General features: G+C 37.3%; 20 protein-coding genes. 6 read left to right on the forward strand and 14 right to left on the reverse strand.

Going from position 1 to position 18649, the window contains the following annotated elements; genetic code table 11:
• Positions 1-45: 45 nt before the first annotated feature.
• The 7 genes from CHB68_RS05805 to CHB68_RS05835 form a co-directional block, all read right to left on the reverse strand.
• The gene (locus CHB68_RS05805) at positions 46-1416 is read right to left on the reverse strand and encodes an MBL fold metallo-hydrolase RNA specificity domain-containing protein (protein ID WP_089259929.1); all 1371 of its coding nucleotides are present in this window, start codon (positions 1414-1416) and stop codon (positions 46-48) included.
• A 4-nt stretch (positions 1417-1420) separates the two neighbouring features.
• On the reverse strand, positions 1421-2263 hold the full coding sequence (locus CHB68_RS05810; RefSeq protein WP_089259930.1) for an ATP cone domain-containing protein: 843 nt from the start codon (positions 2261-2263) through the stop codon (positions 1421-1423).
• A 1-nt stretch (position 2264) separates the two neighbouring features.
• Positions 2265-3164, reverse strand: coding sequence for a mechanosensitive ion channel family protein (locus CHB68_RS05815; protein WP_089259931.1), 900 nt, complete (start codon positions 3162-3164; stop codon positions 2265-2267).
• Between the two features lie 60 nt (positions 3165-3224).
• Positions 3225-3638, reverse strand: a complete 414-nt coding sequence (locus CHB68_RS05820) for a hypothetical protein (RefSeq protein ID WP_089259932.1) — start codon at positions 3636-3638, stop codon at positions 3225-3227.
• 20 nt (positions 3639-3658) lie between these two features.
• A complete protein-coding gene (locus CHB68_RS05825; protein WP_089259933.1) occupies positions 3659-4498 on the reverse strand; it encodes a universal stress protein in 840 nt (279 codons plus the stop codon).
• Between the two features lie 65 nt (positions 4499-4563).
• Positions 4564-5418: a universal stress protein gene (locus tag CHB68_RS05830; RefSeq protein WP_089259934.1), complete on the reverse strand. Its 855-nt coding sequence runs from the start codon at positions 5416-5418 to the stop codon at positions 4564-4566.
• A 3-nt stretch (positions 5419-5421) separates the two neighbouring features.
• Positions 5422-6258 carry a universal stress protein gene (locus CHB68_RS05835; RefSeq protein ID WP_089259935.1) on the reverse strand — a complete coding sequence of 279 codons (837 nt, stop codon included), beginning with the start codon at positions 6256-6258 and terminating at the stop codon, positions 5422-5424.
• Between the two features lie 114 nt (positions 6259-6372).
• Between CHB68_RS05835 and CHB68_RS05840 the strand changes: the two genes are divergently transcribed.
• Positions 6373-6666, forward strand: coding sequence for a thioredoxin family protein (locus tag CHB68_RS05840; RefSeq protein ID WP_089259936.1), 294 nt, complete (start codon positions 6373-6375; stop codon positions 6664-6666).
• A 41-nt stretch (positions 6667-6707) separates the two neighbouring features.
• Here CHB68_RS05840 and CHB68_RS05845 read toward each other — a convergent pair whose 3' ends face one another.
• From CHB68_RS05845 to CHB68_RS05865, 5 genes are all read right to left on the reverse strand, one after another.
• Positions 6708-7550 (reverse strand): universal stress protein, encoded by an 843-nt coding sequence (locus tag CHB68_RS05845; protein WP_089259937.1) that lies wholly within the window; start codon positions 7548-7550, stop codon positions 6708-6710.
• 35 nt (positions 7551-7585) lie between these two features.
• Entirely contained in the window at positions 7586-8428 is an 843-nt protein-coding gene (locus CHB68_RS05850; protein WP_179213152.1) for a universal stress protein, read from the reverse strand.
• Positions 8429-8444: 16 nt separating this feature from the next.
• A complete protein-coding gene (locus CHB68_RS05855) occupies positions 8445-9290 on the reverse strand; it encodes a universal stress protein (RefSeq protein ID WP_089259939.1) in 846 nt (281 codons plus the stop codon).
• A 99-nt stretch (positions 9291-9389) separates the two neighbouring features.
• The gene (locus tag CHB68_RS05860) at positions 9390-10439 is read right to left on the reverse strand and encodes a response regulator (protein WP_089259940.1); all 1050 of its coding nucleotides are present in this window, start codon (positions 10437-10439) and stop codon (positions 9390-9392) included.
• Positions 10436-11590, reverse strand: a complete 1155-nt coding sequence (locus CHB68_RS05865) for a PAS domain-containing sensor histidine kinase (RefSeq protein ID WP_089259941.1) — start codon at positions 11588-11590, stop codon at positions 10436-10438. The genes CHB68_RS05860 and CHB68_RS05865 overlap by 4 nt, the downstream gene beginning before the upstream one ends.
• A gap of 90 nt (positions 11591-11680) precedes the next feature.
• Between CHB68_RS05865 and CHB68_RS05870 the strand changes: the two genes are divergently transcribed.
• The 4 genes from CHB68_RS05870 to upp all read left to right on the forward strand — a co-directional run bounded on the left by CHB68_RS05870 (position 11681) and on the right by upp (position 14333).
• Entirely contained in the window at positions 11681-12091 is a 411-nt protein-coding gene (locus CHB68_RS05870) for a hypothetical protein (RefSeq protein ID WP_089259942.1), read from the forward strand.
• Positions 12092-12171: 80 nt separating this feature from the next.
• Positions 12172-12804: a WG repeat-containing protein gene (locus CHB68_RS05875; RefSeq protein ID WP_179213153.1), complete on the forward strand. Its 633-nt coding sequence runs from the start codon at positions 12172-12174 to the stop codon at positions 12802-12804.
• Between the two features lie 5 nt (positions 12805-12809).
• Entirely contained in the window at positions 12810-13571 is a 762-nt protein-coding gene (locus tag CHB68_RS05880; RefSeq protein WP_089260574.1) for an SDR family NAD(P)-dependent oxidoreductase, read from the forward strand.
• Between the two features lie 108 nt (positions 13572-13679).
• Positions 13680-14333, forward strand: a complete 654-nt coding sequence (upp, locus tag CHB68_RS05885; protein ID WP_089259944.1) for a uracil phosphoribosyltransferase — start codon at positions 13680-13682, stop codon at positions 14331-14333.
• 11 nt (positions 14334-14344) lie between these two features.
• Here upp and CHB68_RS05890 read toward each other — a convergent pair whose 3' ends face one another.
• Entirely contained in the window at positions 14345-16840 is a 2496-nt protein-coding gene (locus tag CHB68_RS05890; protein WP_089259945.1) for a cation-translocating P-type ATPase, read from the reverse strand.
• Between the two features lie 156 nt (positions 16841-16996).
• On the opposite strand from CHB68_RS05890, the gene CHB68_RS05895 reads away from it, so the two are divergent.
• Positions 16997-17755, forward strand: a complete 759-nt coding sequence (locus CHB68_RS05895) for an RNA polymerase sigma factor (RefSeq protein WP_089259946.1) — start codon at positions 16997-16999, stop codon at positions 17753-17755.
• 75 nt (positions 17756-17830) lie between these two features.
• Here the strand turns inward: CHB68_RS05895 and CHB68_RS05900 are convergent, their stop codons facing one another.
• The gene (locus CHB68_RS05900) at positions 17831-18298 is read right to left on the reverse strand and encodes a pyridoxamine 5'-phosphate oxidase family protein (protein WP_089259947.1); all 468 of its coding nucleotides are present in this window, start codon (positions 18296-18298) and stop codon (positions 17831-17833) included.
• Positions 18299-18649: the final 351 nt, after the last annotated feature.

Raw genomic sequence — 18649 nt, forward strand, 5'->3', positions numbered from 1 at the left:
TCAGAAAATGATAATGGTCAGCCTGATTTTTGTCTAACTAGCAAACTAGATGTACAGCTCAAAAATCTCGTTCAACTTGGGAATATGGCAGTCCCAACCTTTTGTAGCTTTAATTTTCACCCGAAACGCATCTAAGGCAGTAGCCTCACCATGAATAAGAAATACTTTTTCAGGAATGTTTTTAATGGCACCTATCCAATGCAGTAGTCCATGTTGATCGGCGTGGGCAGAAAGACTTTCAATAAGATGTATGCTTGCTTTTACAGGATAATACCTTCCATGAATTTTAATTTCATGAGCACCTTCCAACAATTGCCTTCCCCTGGTGCCCTCTGCTTGAAACCCTACCAATAGCACTTTGGTGCTTGGGACGTCTACAAGTTGTTTTAAATAGGTAAGGACCCTGCCTCCGGTAACCATACCGCTACCGGCAATGACAACTTTTGGCCTTTTATCATCAATTGTTTTCCAGGTATCCGCAAAGGATGATATAATGGTAAAATGATCGCACATGGTCTGATATTCCTTGGTCGTAAGTTTATGCCAATCTGGAAATTGTTCAAATACGTTCAATACATTATTGCCCATGGGGCTATCTATAAAAATTGGAATATTGGGAATGGCGTTCTTTTTGTACAACTGCCATAAAATATACATGAGCAGCTGTAACCTTTCTACGGCAAAGGAAGGAATGATCAGGGTGCCCCTGTCATGTATGGTATTATTGATAAGTTCACTTAAGATTTCAGTAATATCTTCCTTTGGGTGCAATTTGTTGCCATATGTACTTTCCAAAAAAAGAAAGTCTGCCCATTGGGGACGTTCAGGAGGGTTTAACAGTTCATCGTGTAACCTTCCAATATCACCTGAGAAAACAAATATTTTCTCAAATATCTCCAATTCTATAAAAGTTGCCCCAATAATATGACCGTTATATCTAAACTTGAACCTACAATGATCGGATAATGTAATCCATTCGTCCTTATCGCAACTTGAAAACAGTTTAATGGTTGCTTCTGCCTCTTTAACCGTATAAAAGGGCAATGCGGGAGTATGTTTTGAGAACCCCTCCTCATTGGCTTTTTTGGCTTGCTCTTCCTGAATTTTTCCACTGTCCAATAATATGGTCCTTGCAATGGAAAGTGTTGGTTCCGTACCCAATATGGTACCCTTGAATCCTTCTTTCACCAACCTTGGCAAATATCCAGTATGGTCCAAATGCCCGTGTGTAAGCAGAACATAATCCATTGAGGAAACATCTATGGATAAAGGTTCCCAATTTTTTGTGCGTAATTCCTTTAAACCTTGGAACATACCACAATCTATCATTATATTTTTTTCAGGTGTTTCCAAATAAAACTTGGAGCCTGTTACCGTGCCCGAAGCACCTAGGAAGGTTATTTTAATTTTATTCATGGGGCTATGCGTTACAGAGTTGCTCTATTTCATTCAATATTTTGGCTTTCCTTTCCGTTGAAACGCCTAAATGATCCAAGTAAAATTTATCTTTTATCAATTGCCTACAGAGTACAATATTGCGTCCCAATAAGAACTGTTTTTCCCTGTTGGTAAGTAGATTGCTAACGGTAATAGGGTAGAGGCTTAATCTATCTATCCTTTCCTTGAGCCCATCATTTGTGGGGTAGTCCCAGCTTAAGAGGTAGAGGTTGGCGCATTTACCATAGGCCAGGGCATCTTCCGTAAACCTTGTGTTGGTGACCACCCAACCCTTATCCAATGGTTTGTTGTTGCTATTGGTTACCCAATGTGCCTTTACATCGTTGTATCTTGAATGTATATAAAGCGGAACCTTTACATTACAGTTACGGCCTTCCTCGTTATGGAATTTACATTCGATCACGGTAACCATTTCATTTTTTTCGGCAACGACATCAATTTCATGTGTTACACATGCGCCATTTAGTACAATATCTATATTTACCGTATAGCCGGAATATTGTAAAATGGCACCAACAAAACGCTCAAAAGGAAAACCGGTAGGCCCTAGTTCATAAATGGCCTTTTTTAATTTGTATTTAGAAGCGTATACGGATTTATGCTGTTTAAGCAATGCATATGCCCGGTTGTAAATTTCATTGGTGGTAATACCTTCAAAAAGTTCATCGGTAACCTTGCTCAGGATTTCTTCTACCAATTCATGATTGGCTCCACTATGCTTTAAGGAAGTTCTTAACTTGTCTAGCGAAAACTTTACCTTTTGTCCAGATGATTTTATGATTTCAATGGTATGGTGCGTGTTCATATCAATTTTTTAAATGAATGTCCAAAGGTGGTACCGGTAACAATTGTAAGGTGGTAGAAGCTAGTTTTACTTTGCCCTCAGATTTGGAAATTGCTTTTTTTATGTGATCAAAAAGTTCATGTTTTGTATGTCTTCTTCTTTTATAATCCGTTATATACCTAAGGTTCAATTGAATCCAATTATCCGTTAGTTCTATAGCAATGGTAGGTTCCAAAGTGGCATTTTCTATGTAGTAATGTTCCACCATTTCTTGCCACTTGGCCCTTGATTTTTCCGTATACGATGATAATAGTTCCGTGGCGCAATCCAGCATTATGGTTTTGGCCAAATCCGTGTCAGAGTCAAAGGTGATCAATATGTTTAGCTCATCCCAAACAAAAGGAAAATCCATTGAGTAATTTTTAATTGGTCCCTTGAACACAAAAGCGTTACTGATTTTTACGATTCTACCGGAATAATTGTCGCTATTTACCCATTCTCCCATTTCCATTATAGTGGTATAAATACTGTCAATATCAATAACATCACCCTTAATATTATTGATTTCAATACGATCACCAGGTTTGTAGACCCTCACAAAAAAGATATAGAACGACCCTGCGATGCTTAAGATCAGTTCCTGTAAAGTAAAAGTTATACCGGCAGTGAATAACCCTATAATAATGGTATAATCTTTCATACTGTCAACGGTAACAGCCATTAATATCAAGAAAATGATAAGCATATAGCCAATAACCTCTACACCTTTTTGGGCCTTGTAACGGATGGTTATGTTTTCTATCCGTTTTTTGAGGGTTCTTCGTATAAAACCAATGGTAAGAACTATACTTAAAATCCATAAAAGCAGTTTTGCCACTTTTAATACTGTTGGGTTTTCGGTCAGCTGTGCTATAGTATCCATAGTTTACTTTTAAAAACCGTTCGTTAAAGGGACGTATACGGGTTAGTTTAATGCTGCTAATTACTGGTTTTTGAGATAATAATCCCTTACCAATGCTACAATCTCATTCTGTGACATACGATCTACCTTCACCGTTCCTAAAAGTTTTTGGGCAATGGCCGGATAATTTTCCGTCAATTCTTTCTTAAACTTTTGGTCAATATCCGCAGGTCCAAAAAGGACAATGCGATCACTGTGTTCAATGGCAGTCGCAATAGCCTTAAAATAGGCTTTAAACTGAATTTTGGATTTCTCCAGATATTTTTTCTCTTTACTAATATCTTGTGTAGCTCCGGTTTTTTTACGGCTTCCCCCTGTACCGGTCCTATTGAAGAATTCTATATTGGATGCTACGCTTTCCATTTCCTCTTTTCCGTTCGTGAGGTGAACAACATATGCATGTTTGCTATTAAGCCATATACCTGTATTTTTCATGTTCAATATTTTAATGATAATTAATGTAGGGCCAGAATTGGGATAGTTGAATCATAACCAATTGCCTTGACCAAAGGTTTGGTGAAAACACTACTGAAAAAGAAATGTTTATGGTTGATAAATGCAATTATGTCGCTATTTCTCTCCTCAACAAAAGATTGGATGCCCTTAGCAAGATTACGTTCTGGCAATACATGGAAATCATGAGCAACTTCCCCTAAAATAGCATGTAATAATTTTTTATTGTCCTCCTGCATCTGTGATAATTCTTTAGACATGTTTAAGTGAAGAACTGCAATATTTGCTTCATGCATTTTTGCAATTTCCATTAAATATCTTAGTTCCGTTCTTTTAAAGGCATCCTTGTAATCCGTAGGAAATACAATTTCGGTAGGCGGGGAAAAGGAGTATTCGCTAGGAATGGCCATTACGGGACATTCCCTAATCTTTTCCATTGCCATAACCGTATTGCTTCCCATTAAGGATCCTCTGGAGCCACTTGCACCATGGGTACCCATAACTACCAGTTCTATATCTTTTTCCGCGATAATTTTTTTTATGGCCTCGGATAAAAAGCTACAGGTAGAAATGGTAAAGAAATTATGCTTAAAATTATCGCCATGGGCAGCAAGGGATTCCAGGAGTTTTAAGAAATTTTTTTCTGACTTTTCCTTTGCCCTGATAAAGACCTCACTATCCTCATCTGGCATCAATAAATTGGTGTTCGTATATGATTCAACGCTAAAGACATTTAGAAAGTAAAAGTCGCAATGAAGTTTTGCATATAGGTCTATAGCATATCTTACGGCATTCAATGCGTTTTTAGAAAAATCAGTGGGTATAAGTATACGCTTGTTCATAGTAAGTACGTGTTAGATTGTGTACTAAATGTAGAGCGCAATCCTTTTATTTACTATGATAAATATCAGTCGTTTAACGGTAAGATCAAGAAAGGAACTGCGGCATAAATACTTAAATCCATAATTACGGGTTCCTTGACCAGGCGTTCTAAAAAGTTTCTTCTGTGATAGGCCATAGCTAGAAACTTAATATCCCTAGAGGTTAAAAAATCTTGAATAACGTTGGCCTTGTTCGTGTAATTTAGGACCTCTTCAAAATTATGGGGTGTTTTTGCAAGTGAAAGTTTTAATAGCTTTTTATTTGATACCTGTTTATGGGTCATTATTTCAGACTCTTTGATGTGGAGGACGTTGATAGCTGCTTTAGCAATTTTGGAAATGGTCAACAGCATGGACAAAGTACTACGGGTACATCCTTTTTTAAAGTCGGTGACAAATGCAATATCATCAAATGGGGTATAGGCAATTTCCTTGGGTATAGCTAAAATAGGACATTGGGTTATTGTTTTGGCAATTTGTATGGTATTGCTCCCCATAAAAAGTTCCTTGGCGCCGGTTTGCCCTTTATTGCCCATTACAATGAGATCAATGGAAAGGTTTTCCAAGGTTTTTGATATTACGTTCAATATTGTTCCCTTTTCGGAAATTGTATGGAATTCATGTAATGTATTATTGGTGTCCAACACTATTCTATGTGCTGTCTCCGTGAGTTTTTCCTGGGATAAATGATGTAAGTCAGAAAGTTCTTTCTTACTTATAAAAAGCCCTTTGCTTGAACCTAAGGATGAACTTTGGTCATTATAACAATTAATGATATGAAAGGTACATTTTTCTAAAGCTAGAAGCTGGGTGGTATAAAAGAGTGCATTATATGCCTCATGGGAAAAATCTGTGGCGACTAGGATATTTTTTAATTGCATAGCTTAAAATTGAGGAATTACCAGAAAAGGAATGTTGACATGAAACCCTATTTTTTTAATAACCGGTTCAATGAAAAGGCGCTCCAAAAAAGTATGTTTGTTTTGAACCATGACCAGTAAATTAATTTTTTGCTTTAATTGAAAATTGTTTATAGCAGTAGTGATTTCATTACTGGGTACATCATGGAACAATGCTTTTTTATGTAATATTTTTTCCAGTTGTTCTTTGTATTTTCTTTGAACGGGATTTAGGTCGTAACCGGTATGTACATGCATAACGTTGATAAGTGAACCATGTATCCTTACGATTTGCAACAGTTGTGATAACTTTTGCTCATTAAGGGATACTTCATAATCCGTAGGAAAAAGAACTTGCTCCGGTATTTCATATTCAAACCCGGAAGGTATGGCCATAACCGGACATTGTGCATTTTTAATTACATGTACGGTATTGGTGCCCAACAATATTTCTTTTGCCCCTGTAGCACCTTGTGTACCCATAATGACAATGTCAATACCTTCTGCCTGGATAGTTCGGGTAACTTCGCTAGAAAGTACATTTAGTGCTGAATGTGTAATAAAGGTATGTAAAGGGTTGTTGAAATCACGAATAAGTTGTTCCTTCAACTCCTTAAGGTCAGACATTGATTTTTGCTGAACCACGTCACCCAGACCAATTTGTGCCGGGCTCCCCATTAAGTATTCCGTATGGTATACAGGGGGCATATAACTGTTCAATAGATAAAATGTGCATTTAACGTCCTTATATAACGTAAGTGCATACGTTATGGCATTCAAGGCATTTGCAGAAAAATCCGTAGGTAACAAAATACGTGTCATAGGAGTAAATTTTATGATATGAAGTTAAGGAGAGACCATTAGATAGGCTATGATATTTGTCAGTTGTCAACTTTTTGTATCTTCTTAGTATTAAAGAACTTAAAAGCTATCATTATGGGGTTTAGAAAAGAAATAAGTTCAGAAGTGCCAACATTGGTTCATTTTTTTGCACCATGGTGCTTGCCGTGCAAAACCATGTCCGCAATGCTGCATACGATAAATAAAGAAGTGCAGGGTCTATTCAACATATTGGAAATAGATGTGGATGTCAAGAAGAAACTTGGGCGTAGATATACCGTCAAAAGTGTACCCACATTACTTCTGTTTAAAAATGGGGAACCCTTATGGAGACACGTTGGTATGTTGGAAAAAGTTGAACTTAAAAAAATAATATCTGAACTAACTTAAACCTTGTGACAAAAGATAGGGTTGCCAATAAATAATAGCTATTATGTTTCGTGGATGACAAGAAATGGCACTTTGGTGTGATAACTTATTTTCTCTACCGTAGGCCTAAAAAGTATACGTTCCAAAAAATTTAGGTTTTTTGCAACCATGACTAGTAAATCCAGATTTCTGCTTTCCGTAAAACACTGTATGGATTCATCTATTTTTTTTCCCGTTACTAAATGGAACGAGCACTCAATATCCTTAAAATATTCAATTAAAAATGCTTTGTTACATTCTTGTATGGAACTAAGTTTTTCGTTTCTTAACGAAACATACAATAATCGTAATGCCGCATTTTTAAGTGAAATAATATCTTTTAGTGTACTTAAGATCTTATAATGATATTTCAATTGAAAATCTGACGGTAATCCTATTTCCTTAACACTGTGATAGGTAGCATGTTCCGGTACAGCCATTACAGTGCATGGGACTTTAGTAATCACATCTCCGGTATTACTTCCAATAGAAACCGATTTTAAACCGGTAGCACCTTTGGTCCCCATAACGATGAGGTCAATATTTTTTTCCTTTACTTGCATTTTAATATGATCGGTCAGAAAACCATAGAGTGCCAGTGTATTAAATTCATGTTTTACATTGAGCGGAAGTTGTTCAATTCTTTTGATCAGGGCTTTTAATTTTTCTTTGCTTTCCGCCAATAATGTTTCTTCCAATAATTCTGGGGCAATGTACATTGCCGTTTCTCCACTAACATTTGTATTGATTGCATTTACGTTAAGTATATGAAACGTACAATGGGTCTTTTTAAAAAAAGAAATGGCATAAAGCAGGGCATTCCATGCATTATCTGAAAAATCTGTCGGGATTAAAATATTTTTCATTTTCTCTGTTGTTGATATACGATCACCTTAACTATTTATTGGGGCAGGAACAATACCGGTATATTGGCATGAAATGCCAGTTTATGGACTACCGCCTCTCCAATTACTTTTTCCCAGAATGTATGTTGATGTCTAATAATTCCTAAAATACTAGCAGTGTCATCGGCAATATATTTATTAATACTAGTGGAAACATTGACTTCAAAAGGTATGTTATTAAAGCTGAGGTCAATATCTTTCAGGCGTTCAATTAATTTTTCCTTGTTCATTTGCTGCGTATCACTAAGGATAAATTCTACGGCCACATGCACTATCTCTATGCCCGCTTGCCATAATTTGGCCAGTTCTATCAGTGGCTCCAACTCATTCTTCTTGAATGGTTCTGCGAAATCCGTGGCGAACAAAACGGTTTTTAAGCGTTGAAAGTTAAATCCCGCAGGTACGGCTAAAATGGGGGTATGCGTAATGGATTTAAGAACTTTAACGGTGTTGCTGCCCAAAAATACTTCTTTGGCTCCCGTAGCTCCCTGTGTCCCCATAATTAGAAGATCAATATCGTTTTTTGCAATAATGTTTGCCACGGCATCGGTCAAAGCACCCGCTTTGGAAATTGTGGAAATTTCATGAAGTGGATTTTTATGGTTGATCTGGAAATAGGAGAACATTTCTTCCAATTCCTTCTCTGAATATTTTTTTAAGGAATCATAAATTACCCCCAGTCGTTGTTGGGTCTTACTCCCCATAACATTTAATGCAGAGGGCTCATAGGCATGCAGTATATAGAAGTGACATTGCGTTTGGGCATACACTTTTAATGCCGTGAAAATAGAATTCCAAGAATTTTCTGAAAAATCTGTTGTAACAAGTATTTTTTTCATGGTAACGGGTTTAAGGTTATCGCGGTAAATTTTGCATGACCAAAAAAGGAACCGGTGGTTTGAGCCCGATCTCATCAATAGTGGACCTATATAACATATCCTCTAAAAAGGAATGCCTGCTATTTACCATGACCAAAAGGTTAATTTGGTGTTCCTGAATATAGTTCATGATTGCCGTGGCCCGGTTTGCTACTGCGGTAACCACAAAAGAAAGTCGTGCATTGGGCAACGATTCCTCCAAGAATTTTTTATTATCCAGTTGTCTTACGCTCAGATCCTCAAAATCCGAAATGTACAGACTATGGACCTGCGACTTAAATTGGGCGGCCAAAATATCCAAAAGCTTAAGCTCCCTTCTTTTATAGGGTACCATATAATCCGTAGGAAACACTATTTTTTTAGGTTGGGTATACTCAATTCCATCGGGTATGGCCAAAACCGGACATTGAACATATTTAAATACTTGAATGGTATTACTTCCAAAGGTTATACGTGCATCATCTGTTTTGCCTTTGGTCCCCATAATAATTAGATCAATATTTTTAAGGTTGCTAAAATTATTGACTGCATCTACGAGCGATTCAAAAGAAGATACCGCTTCATATACATGTTTGGGATTGTGCGTACGCTCACTAATTTCGGTTACTAATTCGTTTAGTTTGCTATTGGTTAAATTTTCAATTGAATTTTTGTTTTTTTCAAAATTGGTATCGTCCACATTATGAAAAGGACCATAAACTTCATCTGCATAGGCATGGATGAAATAAAAATTGGTACGTTCACATTTAAACAGGTTTAAGGCATAAGAGATAGCATGATCTGCGTTACCGGAGAAATCTGTAGGTATGAGTATATTTTTCATGGCAATTCTTTTTATGGACGTGATAAAAGTATTTGAGGTCCAAAAGAAAACCTATGATAAATGTCATGAGGAGCTTAAAGTGAGTGTTATTAAGTTGAGTTAGGTTACATATTGCAGTACTTTTAGTTCTTTAATACGTATGTTCCTACCTTCAATTTCAATCAGTCCTTCCTTTTTAAAGCTAGATAAGGTGCGTATTAGACTTTCAGTGGCAATACCAGCTACACTTGCCAGATCTGCACGTGAGATTCGTATTGGCTTTGAGGCTTCATTGTTCATGATTTCCGCAAACTGCAGTAAAGTTTGGGCAGTTTTTTTTCGTACGGAACTGTATGCCATTTGTAGTAGTTGATGTTTTATTTCAGAAATATTATCCGATAAAAGTGTCATGAGCTCTAACGGTATGGTGTGGTTTTCGGCAACTATTTGGTGTAGATGTTCCTTACTTACCGCAGCTAGTTCTACTTGTTCCAAGGCAGTAGCAGATTCTTGGTTTACACTATTGTTCATCAAAGCGGTAAACCCAAGGAAATCATCTGCATGGTATAGCGTGGTAATCAATTCCTTACCATCTTGGTCCATGGTATGGCACTTTACGGCTCCTTTTAAAATTAAATATACGTAGGTTGATCGGACCCCTTCTTCATAAATGGTCTCACCTTCGTTCATTTTAATGATCTCTCCATGATCGTCAAAATAGTTTTTTAATTGATTGAGGTTACCAATGGCATCTGGATCGTTAACCTCTTCAGTAGTATTTGTTTTTAGCTGATGGAGTAATTTGGATTTTGCCAATCTACTTTCAATGGCGCTAACTAAATCCTCTTCTTCAAAAGGTTTGGTAAGGTAATCATCGGCACCAAGATCCATTCCTTTGCGTATAGCCTTATGCTCCGTTATTGCGGATAAGAATATAAACGGAATATATTGGGTGGATTCATCGGCGGAAAGGGCATCCAACACACCGTAGCCATCCACTTCCGGCATCATGATATCGCATACAATTATATGCGGTTTTTTTTCCTTTGCGGTCGCTATGCCAATTTTTCCATTAGGAGCCGTAATCACGTCATAACCTGATAATTCTAAAAGTTCTGCGGTATTCTCCCTTAAAATATTGTCATCTTCTATGAGTAAAACGGTTTTCATTGGGTATTACTTTTTATGTTTCTTGGAATTTGGATGGTAAATGTTGACCCCACATTTTCTTGGCTTACAAAAGAAAGGGTAGACCCCAAATTTTCAAGATGTTGTTTTGATATGTTTAGACCTATACCGGTTCCTTGATTAAGCAGGGCATTTTCTGCTCTAAAATACCGGTCAAATATATATTTTTGTTGCTCTTTGGGAATTCCTATACCTTCATCCGCAACCTGAATGGTAAAGTAATCATCCTTTATGGTGAAAATAATTTTTATAGTGGTTTCCTCCGGAGAATATTTTATGGCATTTTGAAGCAAATTGGACAGGGCTAGGGCCAAAGTTTTTTCATCAAAGGTAACGACCACTTCATCTATATTGTCTGGATAGCGGATCTTTTGACCAGTTTTCAATAACATATTGGCATCATAGACCACCTCATTAATGACCCTGCTTAAAGGAAAATCCTCAATGCTGTAATTTACTTTGCCCAGTTCAAGGCGCTCAACGGATAAAAAGTCATTAAGTATAGTATCTAACTGCCGTACCTTGGATTTTATGGTGTCTACATGTTTGTCTCTTTTTTCTTGTTGGCCAGTTTCTGTATACTTGGATAATAAGGTCACGGAAGTAAGAATACTGCTCAAGGGAGTTTTAAATTCATGGGATACCAAAGATAAAAATCTAGTTTTCAGTTCGTTAAGTTCTTTTTCCTTCTCCAGGGCATCGGTTAGTTGCTTTGTGCGTTCCTGTACGGTCTGCTCTAAGTTTAACGTATAGTTTTTACGTTCCGTAATATCGGTGACCAAAGCCATAACATACGTATTTCCATATAGCGTAAAAGGATTAAGACCGGCTTCAACAGGAAATTCCTCGCCATTTTTTCTTAGTCCGCTAAGATCACGGCCATGTCCCATTTTCCGTTTTTCGCTTTTTTTCATGAAGCTTGAAAAATGCCCTTCATGTTTATGATGATACCGCTTAGGAATAATACACTCCAACGATTTTCCTATGAGTTCCTGCTTTTCGTATCCAAACATTTCCTCGGCAGAGGAATTGGTCGCTACAATTTCTTGTGCGGTATTTACTAAAATAATTCCTTCGGATATTCCTTCTGAAAGCAGATGGAAAACGTTACTGTCCTTTTCAAAAACATTCATTTCTAAATATAATCCTTAACTGATAATTATCATAGTAAAGGTGATAATATAAAAGTAAATTTTCTTCATGATAATCTTAAATCTAAAAAAATGTTGAACTCTCAAAAATTTGGTCTGGAGCTATATGAAAATTTAGGGAAAGTATTTTACGCTTTGGCAAGTGCGGACGGTACAGTACATATTAAGGAAATTGATCATTTAAGATCCTTTATTAGAAGTTATTGGTTGCACATAGATGATGTAGAGGATGAATATGGTTCTGATGCTGCCTTTAGGATAGAAACAACGTTTGACTGGTGTTTGGAATATGATAAAAAATCAGCGGACTGTCTTCAGCAATTTAACATGTTCTATAAGGAACATTATAACCTATTTATTCCTGAGGTAAAACGATTGATTTTGGATACGGCCAACGCAATGGCCAAGGCTTATGCCGGTAAAAATAAGGCAGAATTGATTGTTTTATCAAAAATTGAAATTTTGTTTACGGAGCATGGATAGTGGTAATCTACCTCTATGACAATGGTCATAATAAATGGATTAATATGGAATTACTTTAATAAACTTAAAATATGGGAATTATGAAAAATAGATTGATGCTTTTAGCGATAACCGTCTTGGCCGTACTACCCGTTTCGGCACAAATGGTACAAGGTATAGATGAAATAGCACCTTTTATTGAAGGCCTGGCCGCTGTTCGTAAAGGTGGTGAATGGGGATTTATAGATGAGGAAGGAAAGCTGGTAATAGATTTTAGTGATGATGTGTATTGGAACCCATCTCAAGATAACGCAATTGCTCTTGGTGCACCATACCCCATGTTCAATGAAGGACTTTGTGCCATTACACAGAAAGTTGAAGATGGTGTACCCGTATTTGGATTTATGGATAAAACCGGAGCGGTGGTGTTCCCCCCACAGTTCTTAAATGTGACCCCTTTTAAAGATGGTTACGCTACCGCTGTTTTTGTCGACAAAACATTTAAGGGCGAAAATGAATTCAAGCTTAAAATTTATGAATATAAATTTTTTGATGTACTTATCTCTAGCAACGGTGAGATTGCCGAATATTTTGGGAAACGAGACCATATACAAATGACCGTTAAACGGTACAAAGTACCCACTATTGGTGCAAAAATGCTCAATGCACAACTAGTGGCCACCCATAAGCCAGATCAAGGATGGGCCATACAACAACTACAAACAAAAAATTAAGAATTATGAAAAGGTTGAACAATAAAGTAGCAGTTATTACCGGGGGTACTGGAGGTATAGGTATGGCTACAGCAAATTTATTTTTGGATCAAGGTGCAAAAGTAGTGTTGGTCGATAATGATGCCAATGCCATTGACAGATTACGTAAAGAGTTAACACATGAAAACATAGCTTTTGTTCAAGCGGATGTTTCCAATAAGACTGATACCCTTAAGTTTTTGGATTTTACCTTAAAGACATTTGGCAAAATAGATATCTTTTTTGCCAATGCCGGTATTGAGGGAGTTGCCCAGCATATAGCAGATTATCCGGAAGATATATTTGATAAGGTAATCAATGTAAATATAAAGGGCGTTTGGTTGGGCTGTCAACACATAATCCCTAAAATGGAAATTGGCGGTAGCGTTATGATTACGTCATCTGTTGCGGGTTTAAAGGGTTTTGCCAACCTTGGAGCGTATGTGGCTTCCAAACATGCCGTGGTAGGAATAATGAAAGTTGCTGCCATAGAAAATGCATCAAGAAAAATACGTGTGAATACAATACATCCCGGTCCGGTAGATAATGATATGATGCGTAGGATTGAAAGCGATATGTCTCCGGAAAGCCCTAAGACGGTAAAGGATGGCTTCACTGCTGCAGTACCTTTTGGACGTTATGCCACATCTAAGGAGATAGGGGAGATAGCCGTTTTCTTGGCCTCTGATGAAAGTAAGTTCATTACCGGTTGTACGCACTTAATAGATGGTGGTATGCTCACTGCCTAATAATAATCGGTTTAAATGGTGAGAAAAACTTGAATGTATTGATACGTGATATTGATACATTCAAGTTTTTATATTTGTAAATGGTACCTTACCTTAAAATTGACAACCATGATCATTCATAATTTAAGTGAACAAAATTCTGTTCTAAATCAGTTTATTTCTGAAGTACGAGATGTACATATTCAGAAAGATACTATGCGCTTTAGACGAAATATAGAACGTATTGGGGAGGTGTTAGGTTATGAACTGAGCAAATCATTGTCGTATAATGCTACTACGGTAGAAACACCTTTAGGTTCTAAACCAATGAACCTTAGTAAGGACCAATTGGTTATTTGCTCCATTTTACGTGCAGGACTACCCCTTCACCAAGGATTATTGAACTATTTTGATACTGCGGAAAATGGTTTTATATCCGCCTTTCGTAAACATGAAGGGGATGCCGATGATTTTAAAGTAATCGTAAATTATTTTGCGGCACCTACCTTGACTGGCAAAATATTGATTTTAACAGATCCTATGCTAGCCACGGGAAGCACTTTGGAAAATGTACTATTGGCATTAAAGGAGCACGGAACTCCTGCGGCCATTCATATCGTTTCCGTTATAGGTTCCCGGCAAGGAATAGATAAGGTAGCCAATGTTTTTCCGGATAACACCCATTTATGGATCGCTGCCATTGATCCCGAATTAAACACCAGAGGATACATTGTTCCCGGTATTGGGGATGCGGGTGATTTAGCTTATGGTCAAAAACTGTAGTTTAAAAGAGTTTAGCGGCGTTTGCCCCATTTCACCAGTTCATACCATAAAACGGATACCGTGCCTACGATGATGGACATTCCGATCTGTGTTAGTGTCAAACGTTCAAACTCAAAAAAGTGGGTCAATACGGGCAGGTAGAGTAATAATAATGTTAAAAGTATGGTGATGCCGATAATTAAGGGGACCAATGAATTCTTGTACCTAATGGTCGTAAAAATGGAATAATAAAATGAGCGGTTGACCAAGGTCAAAAAAATATTGGCTACGATCAAGACCAAAAATACCATAGTCCTGGTAGTACTTTCACTATAGGAAGCTTCAACCGCATAACGATAGATAAACAGTGCGCCAATGGTGATGACAAGTCCTTGTAGAATGCTAGTGGCCAATTCCTTATAATTAAAAAAAGTGGTGGAGAACGGGCGAGGTCTTTTGTCCATTAAATTTTTTTCCATAGGCTCATTTTCAAATATAATGGAGCATGTAGGTCCCATGATCAACTCCAATAAAATAACATGTGAAGGTGAAAATATATTTGGGTATATCCACCGCAAAGCCAAGGGAATAAAAACGGTCAATATTATGGGAATATGTATGGATATGATATACTGTATGGCCTTTTTTAAATTGGTGTAGATTTTTCTGCCCATGGCAATGGCATCGACCATTTTGGAGAGATCATCGTCCACCAAGATTAAGGAGGCGGCCTCTTTGGCTATTTCCGTTCCTTTTTTGCCCATTGCTATACCTATATGTGAAGCCTTTAAGGCTGGCCCGTCATTAACTCCATCCCCCGTCATGGCTACAATTTGGTTATTTTCTTTCAGGGCATTTACGATTCTAAGTTTTGCATCTGGAAACATCCTTGAAAAAACATTTACCGTCTTGACCTTTTCTTTTAATTCCTGATCGGTCAATTGCATAAGTTCATCACCGGTCATTGATTTTTCATAGCCAATAAAATTAATTTGTTTGGCTATGGCCATAGCGGTATTTGCATTATCCCCCGTAACCAGTTTAACTTGTATTCCCGCTTTGTCAAAATCCTGTAATACTTGGCTAATGTTATCTTTTGGAGGGTCGTAAAATGCTACAAGCCCCATAAAATCAAACTTAAAATCCTGCTGGTGTTCTGGATAGGTTGATCCCGTAAAAATACCTTGACCAACGGCCAGTAATCTATACCCTTCCCTTCCTAGGTTATAAATAGTCTCCTGTAGTTTTTCTATCTGCTTTGACGTAAGGTTGGAGACTGCAATTAGGGCTTCTGGCGCTCCTTTGGCCGCAATGATCAAATTTCCTTTTTCATTTTCAAATAAATGGGTCATCATTGGTGGTTTACCCCCTAAAGGATACTCGTGAACCATTTTGTAATTTGGTCGCTCATCAACTTGGGAGAAGCTACCATATGCATTGTGCAATGCCACTTCCATAGGGTCAAACGGTATGGGTTCACTGGCCCACATGGCCATTTTAATTAGGTCTTTTTCTGGTTGTTCCAGGTTTTCATCCGCATTGACAATGGCATAGGTTTGCAGCGTAAACAGTTTGGCCAAGGCCATTTTGTTCTGGGTAATGGTGCCTGTCTTATCCGTACAAATGACCGTGGCACTGCCCAGTGTTTCCACTGTTTTCATTTGTTTGACCACAATGCCCATTTTCATGAGTCGCCATGCTCCTAAGGCCATAAAGGTTGTGAAGGCAACGGGAATTTCTTCAGGAAGAATACTCATGGCCAAAGTGAGTGCTTTTAATAAGCTATCAAGAACGGCACCGGAACGAAGGTAGTTAATGATCCAAACAAGGATAAATACTGCTCCGCCCCAGATGGACATTAATTTTACAAAATTTGAGATCTTTAGTTCTAAAGGGGTTTTTTCTACGGTAATTTGATCTAGGCTCTTACCAATTTTACCTAATGAGGTTTTGGCGCCAATAGCTGTAATTTGTGCTATGGCCAATCCACTTGCAACGGTTGTTCCGGTAAATATTTCCGGATTTGGGCCATTGGCATCTTTGTAGATCGGTAAAGATTCGCCCGTCAAAATAGATTCGTTTACAGAAAAATCGTTAGAATGTTGAATGACACCATCAGCAGAAATGGTGCTACCTTCTTCTGCCATAAAATAATCGCCTATGACCAATTCATGACTATCAATGGCAATTACCTCACCGTTACGAATGACCTTACTTTTGGGTTGAGTAAGATTTTTAAGGTTCTCAAGGGCCTTTCTGCTTCTTGAATCTTGATATAGGGAAATGGAACCTACCAATATAATGGCCGCAACCAAAAAAATACCGTCACCCCAATTACCTGTAATAAAATATATAGCAGAGGCTACCAATAGAAGAATGACCATAGGTTCCTTGGCTAAACTTTTAAGGGCGTCCACAAAGCTATTTTCCTTTTGGTGATCAAAGGTATTGGAGCCGTATTTGGTCCTTGATGCCATCACCTCTTGGTCCGTAAGGCCAGAAATTCCAAAATCTTTGGGTGTATTCATGAATGCAAATTGATAGACCGTTTTAAGATAATTCTTTATTGTTTGAAAATCACCAAATTATAGGAAAATCAATTGGTCGGTACTGATAAATATCATAGTATTTATGTGTAAAAGGATGCAATTTTAGGGTACTATAAAAACTTTAATCTCAGTACTATGGAAACCGTAAACAAGACTGTTCGCATTATTTTAAAAGAGACATATACCAATTTAATTACTTTAAAAAAGAAAGATGACCAAGAAGCATTCAACAATGAACTAATGAAAATACTACCCAGAATTTACCGGTATGTTTCCAATAGGCTCAATAGTGCTGTGGCCAATGGTACGTTGAACAAGGATATGTTTGATCCCAGTGATTTTACCGATCAGCTATTTATAGAAGTCTATGATCATATGGACAAAATTGGTAATGAGGATGAACTTCATGCATTTCTTTTTAAAACGGTAGACCGCTTGTTAGAGGATAGTTTAGTGGAGGAGGAATTTGATCAGCTTTTTTTTGAGAATATAGATGCGTATTCCAAACCGGAATGGGATGCCATGGAGGAAAATTATAGTACAGATGGGGATGGTGACCTGGTCATGCTAGAGGAACTGGATGATTCTTCCTATGATAAAGGGGATTATAGCTTGGATCATGTCTTTATCACGGATGATGAAAAGGAACTTGCCGCAAAATTAGATGAGTCCTTGAACAAGGAACGCATTGAACGTCATATGCGTTTGGTACTTGGAAAAATGAATTCAGCCATGAGAACCGTCTTTGAACTTTTTGTACATCAAGGTTTTACCTTAAAGGAAATAGCGCACATAAGAGGGACCAATTTTACTGAGGTGGAGCGGATTTTAACGGATGCCCGTAAATTTTTAAAGGAGAGTTTTGAGAAAAGGTTCTTGATCGAAAGTAATTAAGGAGGAATAGGAACGAAAAAAGCTCCCAATTGATTATTGGGAGCTTTTTGTAGGTATAAGGTTTAAAGCTCAAGTTTAATTCACTGATTTGTTTTCCCTAAGTTTTCCGGTACAATCGCTAATAGTAATGCGAAATACGATTGGTGCATCTTCGGCATGTATTTTAGCAGAAAATTCACTGATATATTTTGGGTGTGCCCCGTATTTGTTTAGCAGCACATCCTTTACCCCTTCAGAAAATTCATGTAGCATATGTTTGGCGTCAATGCGGGACAATTCTTCAAAAGTACCTTGCACCAAAACCGATTTCCAGTTTTCTATGGAAGAAATTTCATCTACGCCCATACTAACTGCATTGTTTTTTCGCATGGCCTTTATCTTATGTCCTTCGGCAGAATAACTTATAATAGAATTATGTTCCACATCATAGAAGAAAGTAATGGGTACTATGTGTGGAAATCCTGCAGTTATGTAAGCTAACCGTCCAATATAATTTTGTTCCAGTATTGCCCTGCATTCCTCTTCAGTTAAATTTCTTCTCATAATTATGGTGATTTGATGTTGAATTAAATATAGGTGGCATTATGTGGACAACCTATGATATAAATCAGGTATGTTCATATCATCTGCATGGTTAAAGTTTCGGAGAGGTAGAACTATTCAATTGTGGTTAACCAATTTTATTAAAGCTTTAAAAAGGAAAAATAAAAAGGTAGGATATAATTTTACATTATTCTCAAAAACAGGGTGTAAAGTTATATTTTATGTTAAGATTAACATAATTGTTAAAAAAGCCTCTCTATTTTTAGAGAAGGATAAGTAGTAATGCAATGTGGAACTTGTGTATGGCCGGCATTCTTTTGTATTCGCCTCCCATATGGATCTTGAGCACAT

Source organism: Maribacter sedimenticola, from assembly GCF_900188415.1.
Classification (GTDB): Bacteria; Bacteroidota; Bacteroidia; order Flavobacteriales; family Flavobacteriaceae; genus Maribacter; species Maribacter sedimenticola.

Bases quoted from the DNA above. Each gene is read 5' to 3' on its own strand.
- CHB68_RS05900 (WP_089259947.1), bottom strand. From the start codon at position 18,298: ATGAGAAGAAATTTAACTGAAGAGGAATGCAGGGCAATACTGGAACAA.
- CHB68_RS05850 (WP_179213152.1), bottom strand. From the start codon at position 8,428: ATGAAAAAAATACTTGTTACAACAGATTTTTCAGAAAATTCTTGGAAT.
- CHB68_RS05805 (WP_089259929.1), bottom strand. From the start codon at position 1,416: ATGAATAAAATTAAAATAACCTTCCTAGGTGCTTCGGGCACGGTAACA.
- CHB68_RS05860 (WP_089259940.1), bottom strand. From the start codon at position 10,439: ATGAAAACCGTTTTACTCATAGAAGATGACAATATTTTAAGGGAGAAT.
- CHB68_RS05865 (WP_089259941.1), bottom strand. From the start codon at position 11,590: ATGAATGTTTTTGAAAAGGACAGTAACGTTTTCCATCTGCTTTCAGAA.
- CHB68_RS05880 (WP_089260574.1), top strand. From the start codon at position 12,810: ATGAAAAGGTTGAACAATAAAGTAGCAGTTATTACCGGGGGTACTGGA.
- CHB68_RS05830 (WP_089259934.1), bottom strand. From the start codon at position 5,418: ATGCAATTAAAAAATATCCTAGTCGCCACAGATTTTTCCCATGAGGCA.
- CHB68_RS05870 (WP_089259942.1), top strand. From the start codon at position 11,681: ATGTTGAACTCTCAAAAATTTGGTCTGGAGCTATATGAAAATTTAGGG.
- CHB68_RS05825 (WP_089259933.1), bottom strand. From the start codon at position 4,498: ATGAACAAGCGTATACTTATACCCACTGATTTTTCTAAAAACGCATTG.
- CHB68_RS05820 (WP_089259932.1), bottom strand. From the start codon at position 3,638: ATGAAAAATACAGGTATATGGCTTAATAGCAAACATGCATATGTTGTT.
- CHB68_RS05840 (WP_089259936.1), top strand. From the start codon at position 6,373: ATGGGGTTTAGAAAAGAAATAAGTTCAGAAGTGCCAACATTGGTTCAT.
- upp (WP_089259944.1), top strand. From the start codon at position 13,680: ATGATCATTCATAATTTAAGTGAACAAAATTCTGTTCTAAATCAGTTT.
- CHB68_RS05895 (WP_089259946.1), top strand. From the start codon at position 16,997: ATGGAAACCGTAAACAAGACTGTTCGCATTATTTTAAAAGAGACATAT.
- CHB68_RS05835 (WP_089259935.1), bottom strand. From the start codon at position 6,258: ATGACACGTATTTTGTTACCTACGGATTTTTCTGCAAATGCCTTGAAT.
- CHB68_RS05845 (WP_089259937.1), bottom strand. From the start codon at position 7,550: ATGAAAAATATTTTAATCCCGACAGATTTTTCAGATAATGCATGGAAT.
- CHB68_RS05815 (WP_089259931.1), bottom strand. From the start codon at position 3,164: ATGGATACTATAGCACAGCTGACCGAAAACCCAACAGTATTAAAAGTG.
- CHB68_RS05875 (WP_179213153.1), top strand. From the start codon at position 12,172: ATGAAAAATAGATTGATGCTTTTAGCGATAACCGTCTTGGCCGTACTA.
- CHB68_RS05855 (WP_089259939.1), bottom strand. From the start codon at position 9,290: ATGAAAAATATACTCATACCTACAGATTTCTCCGGTAACGCAGATCAT.
- CHB68_RS05810 (WP_089259930.1), bottom strand. From the start codon at position 2,263: ATGAACACGCACCATACCATTGAAATCATAAAATCATCTGGACAAAAG.
- CHB68_RS05890 (WP_089259945.1), bottom strand. From the start codon at position 16,840: ATGAATACACCCAAAGATTTTGGAATTTCTGGCCTTACGGACCAAGAG.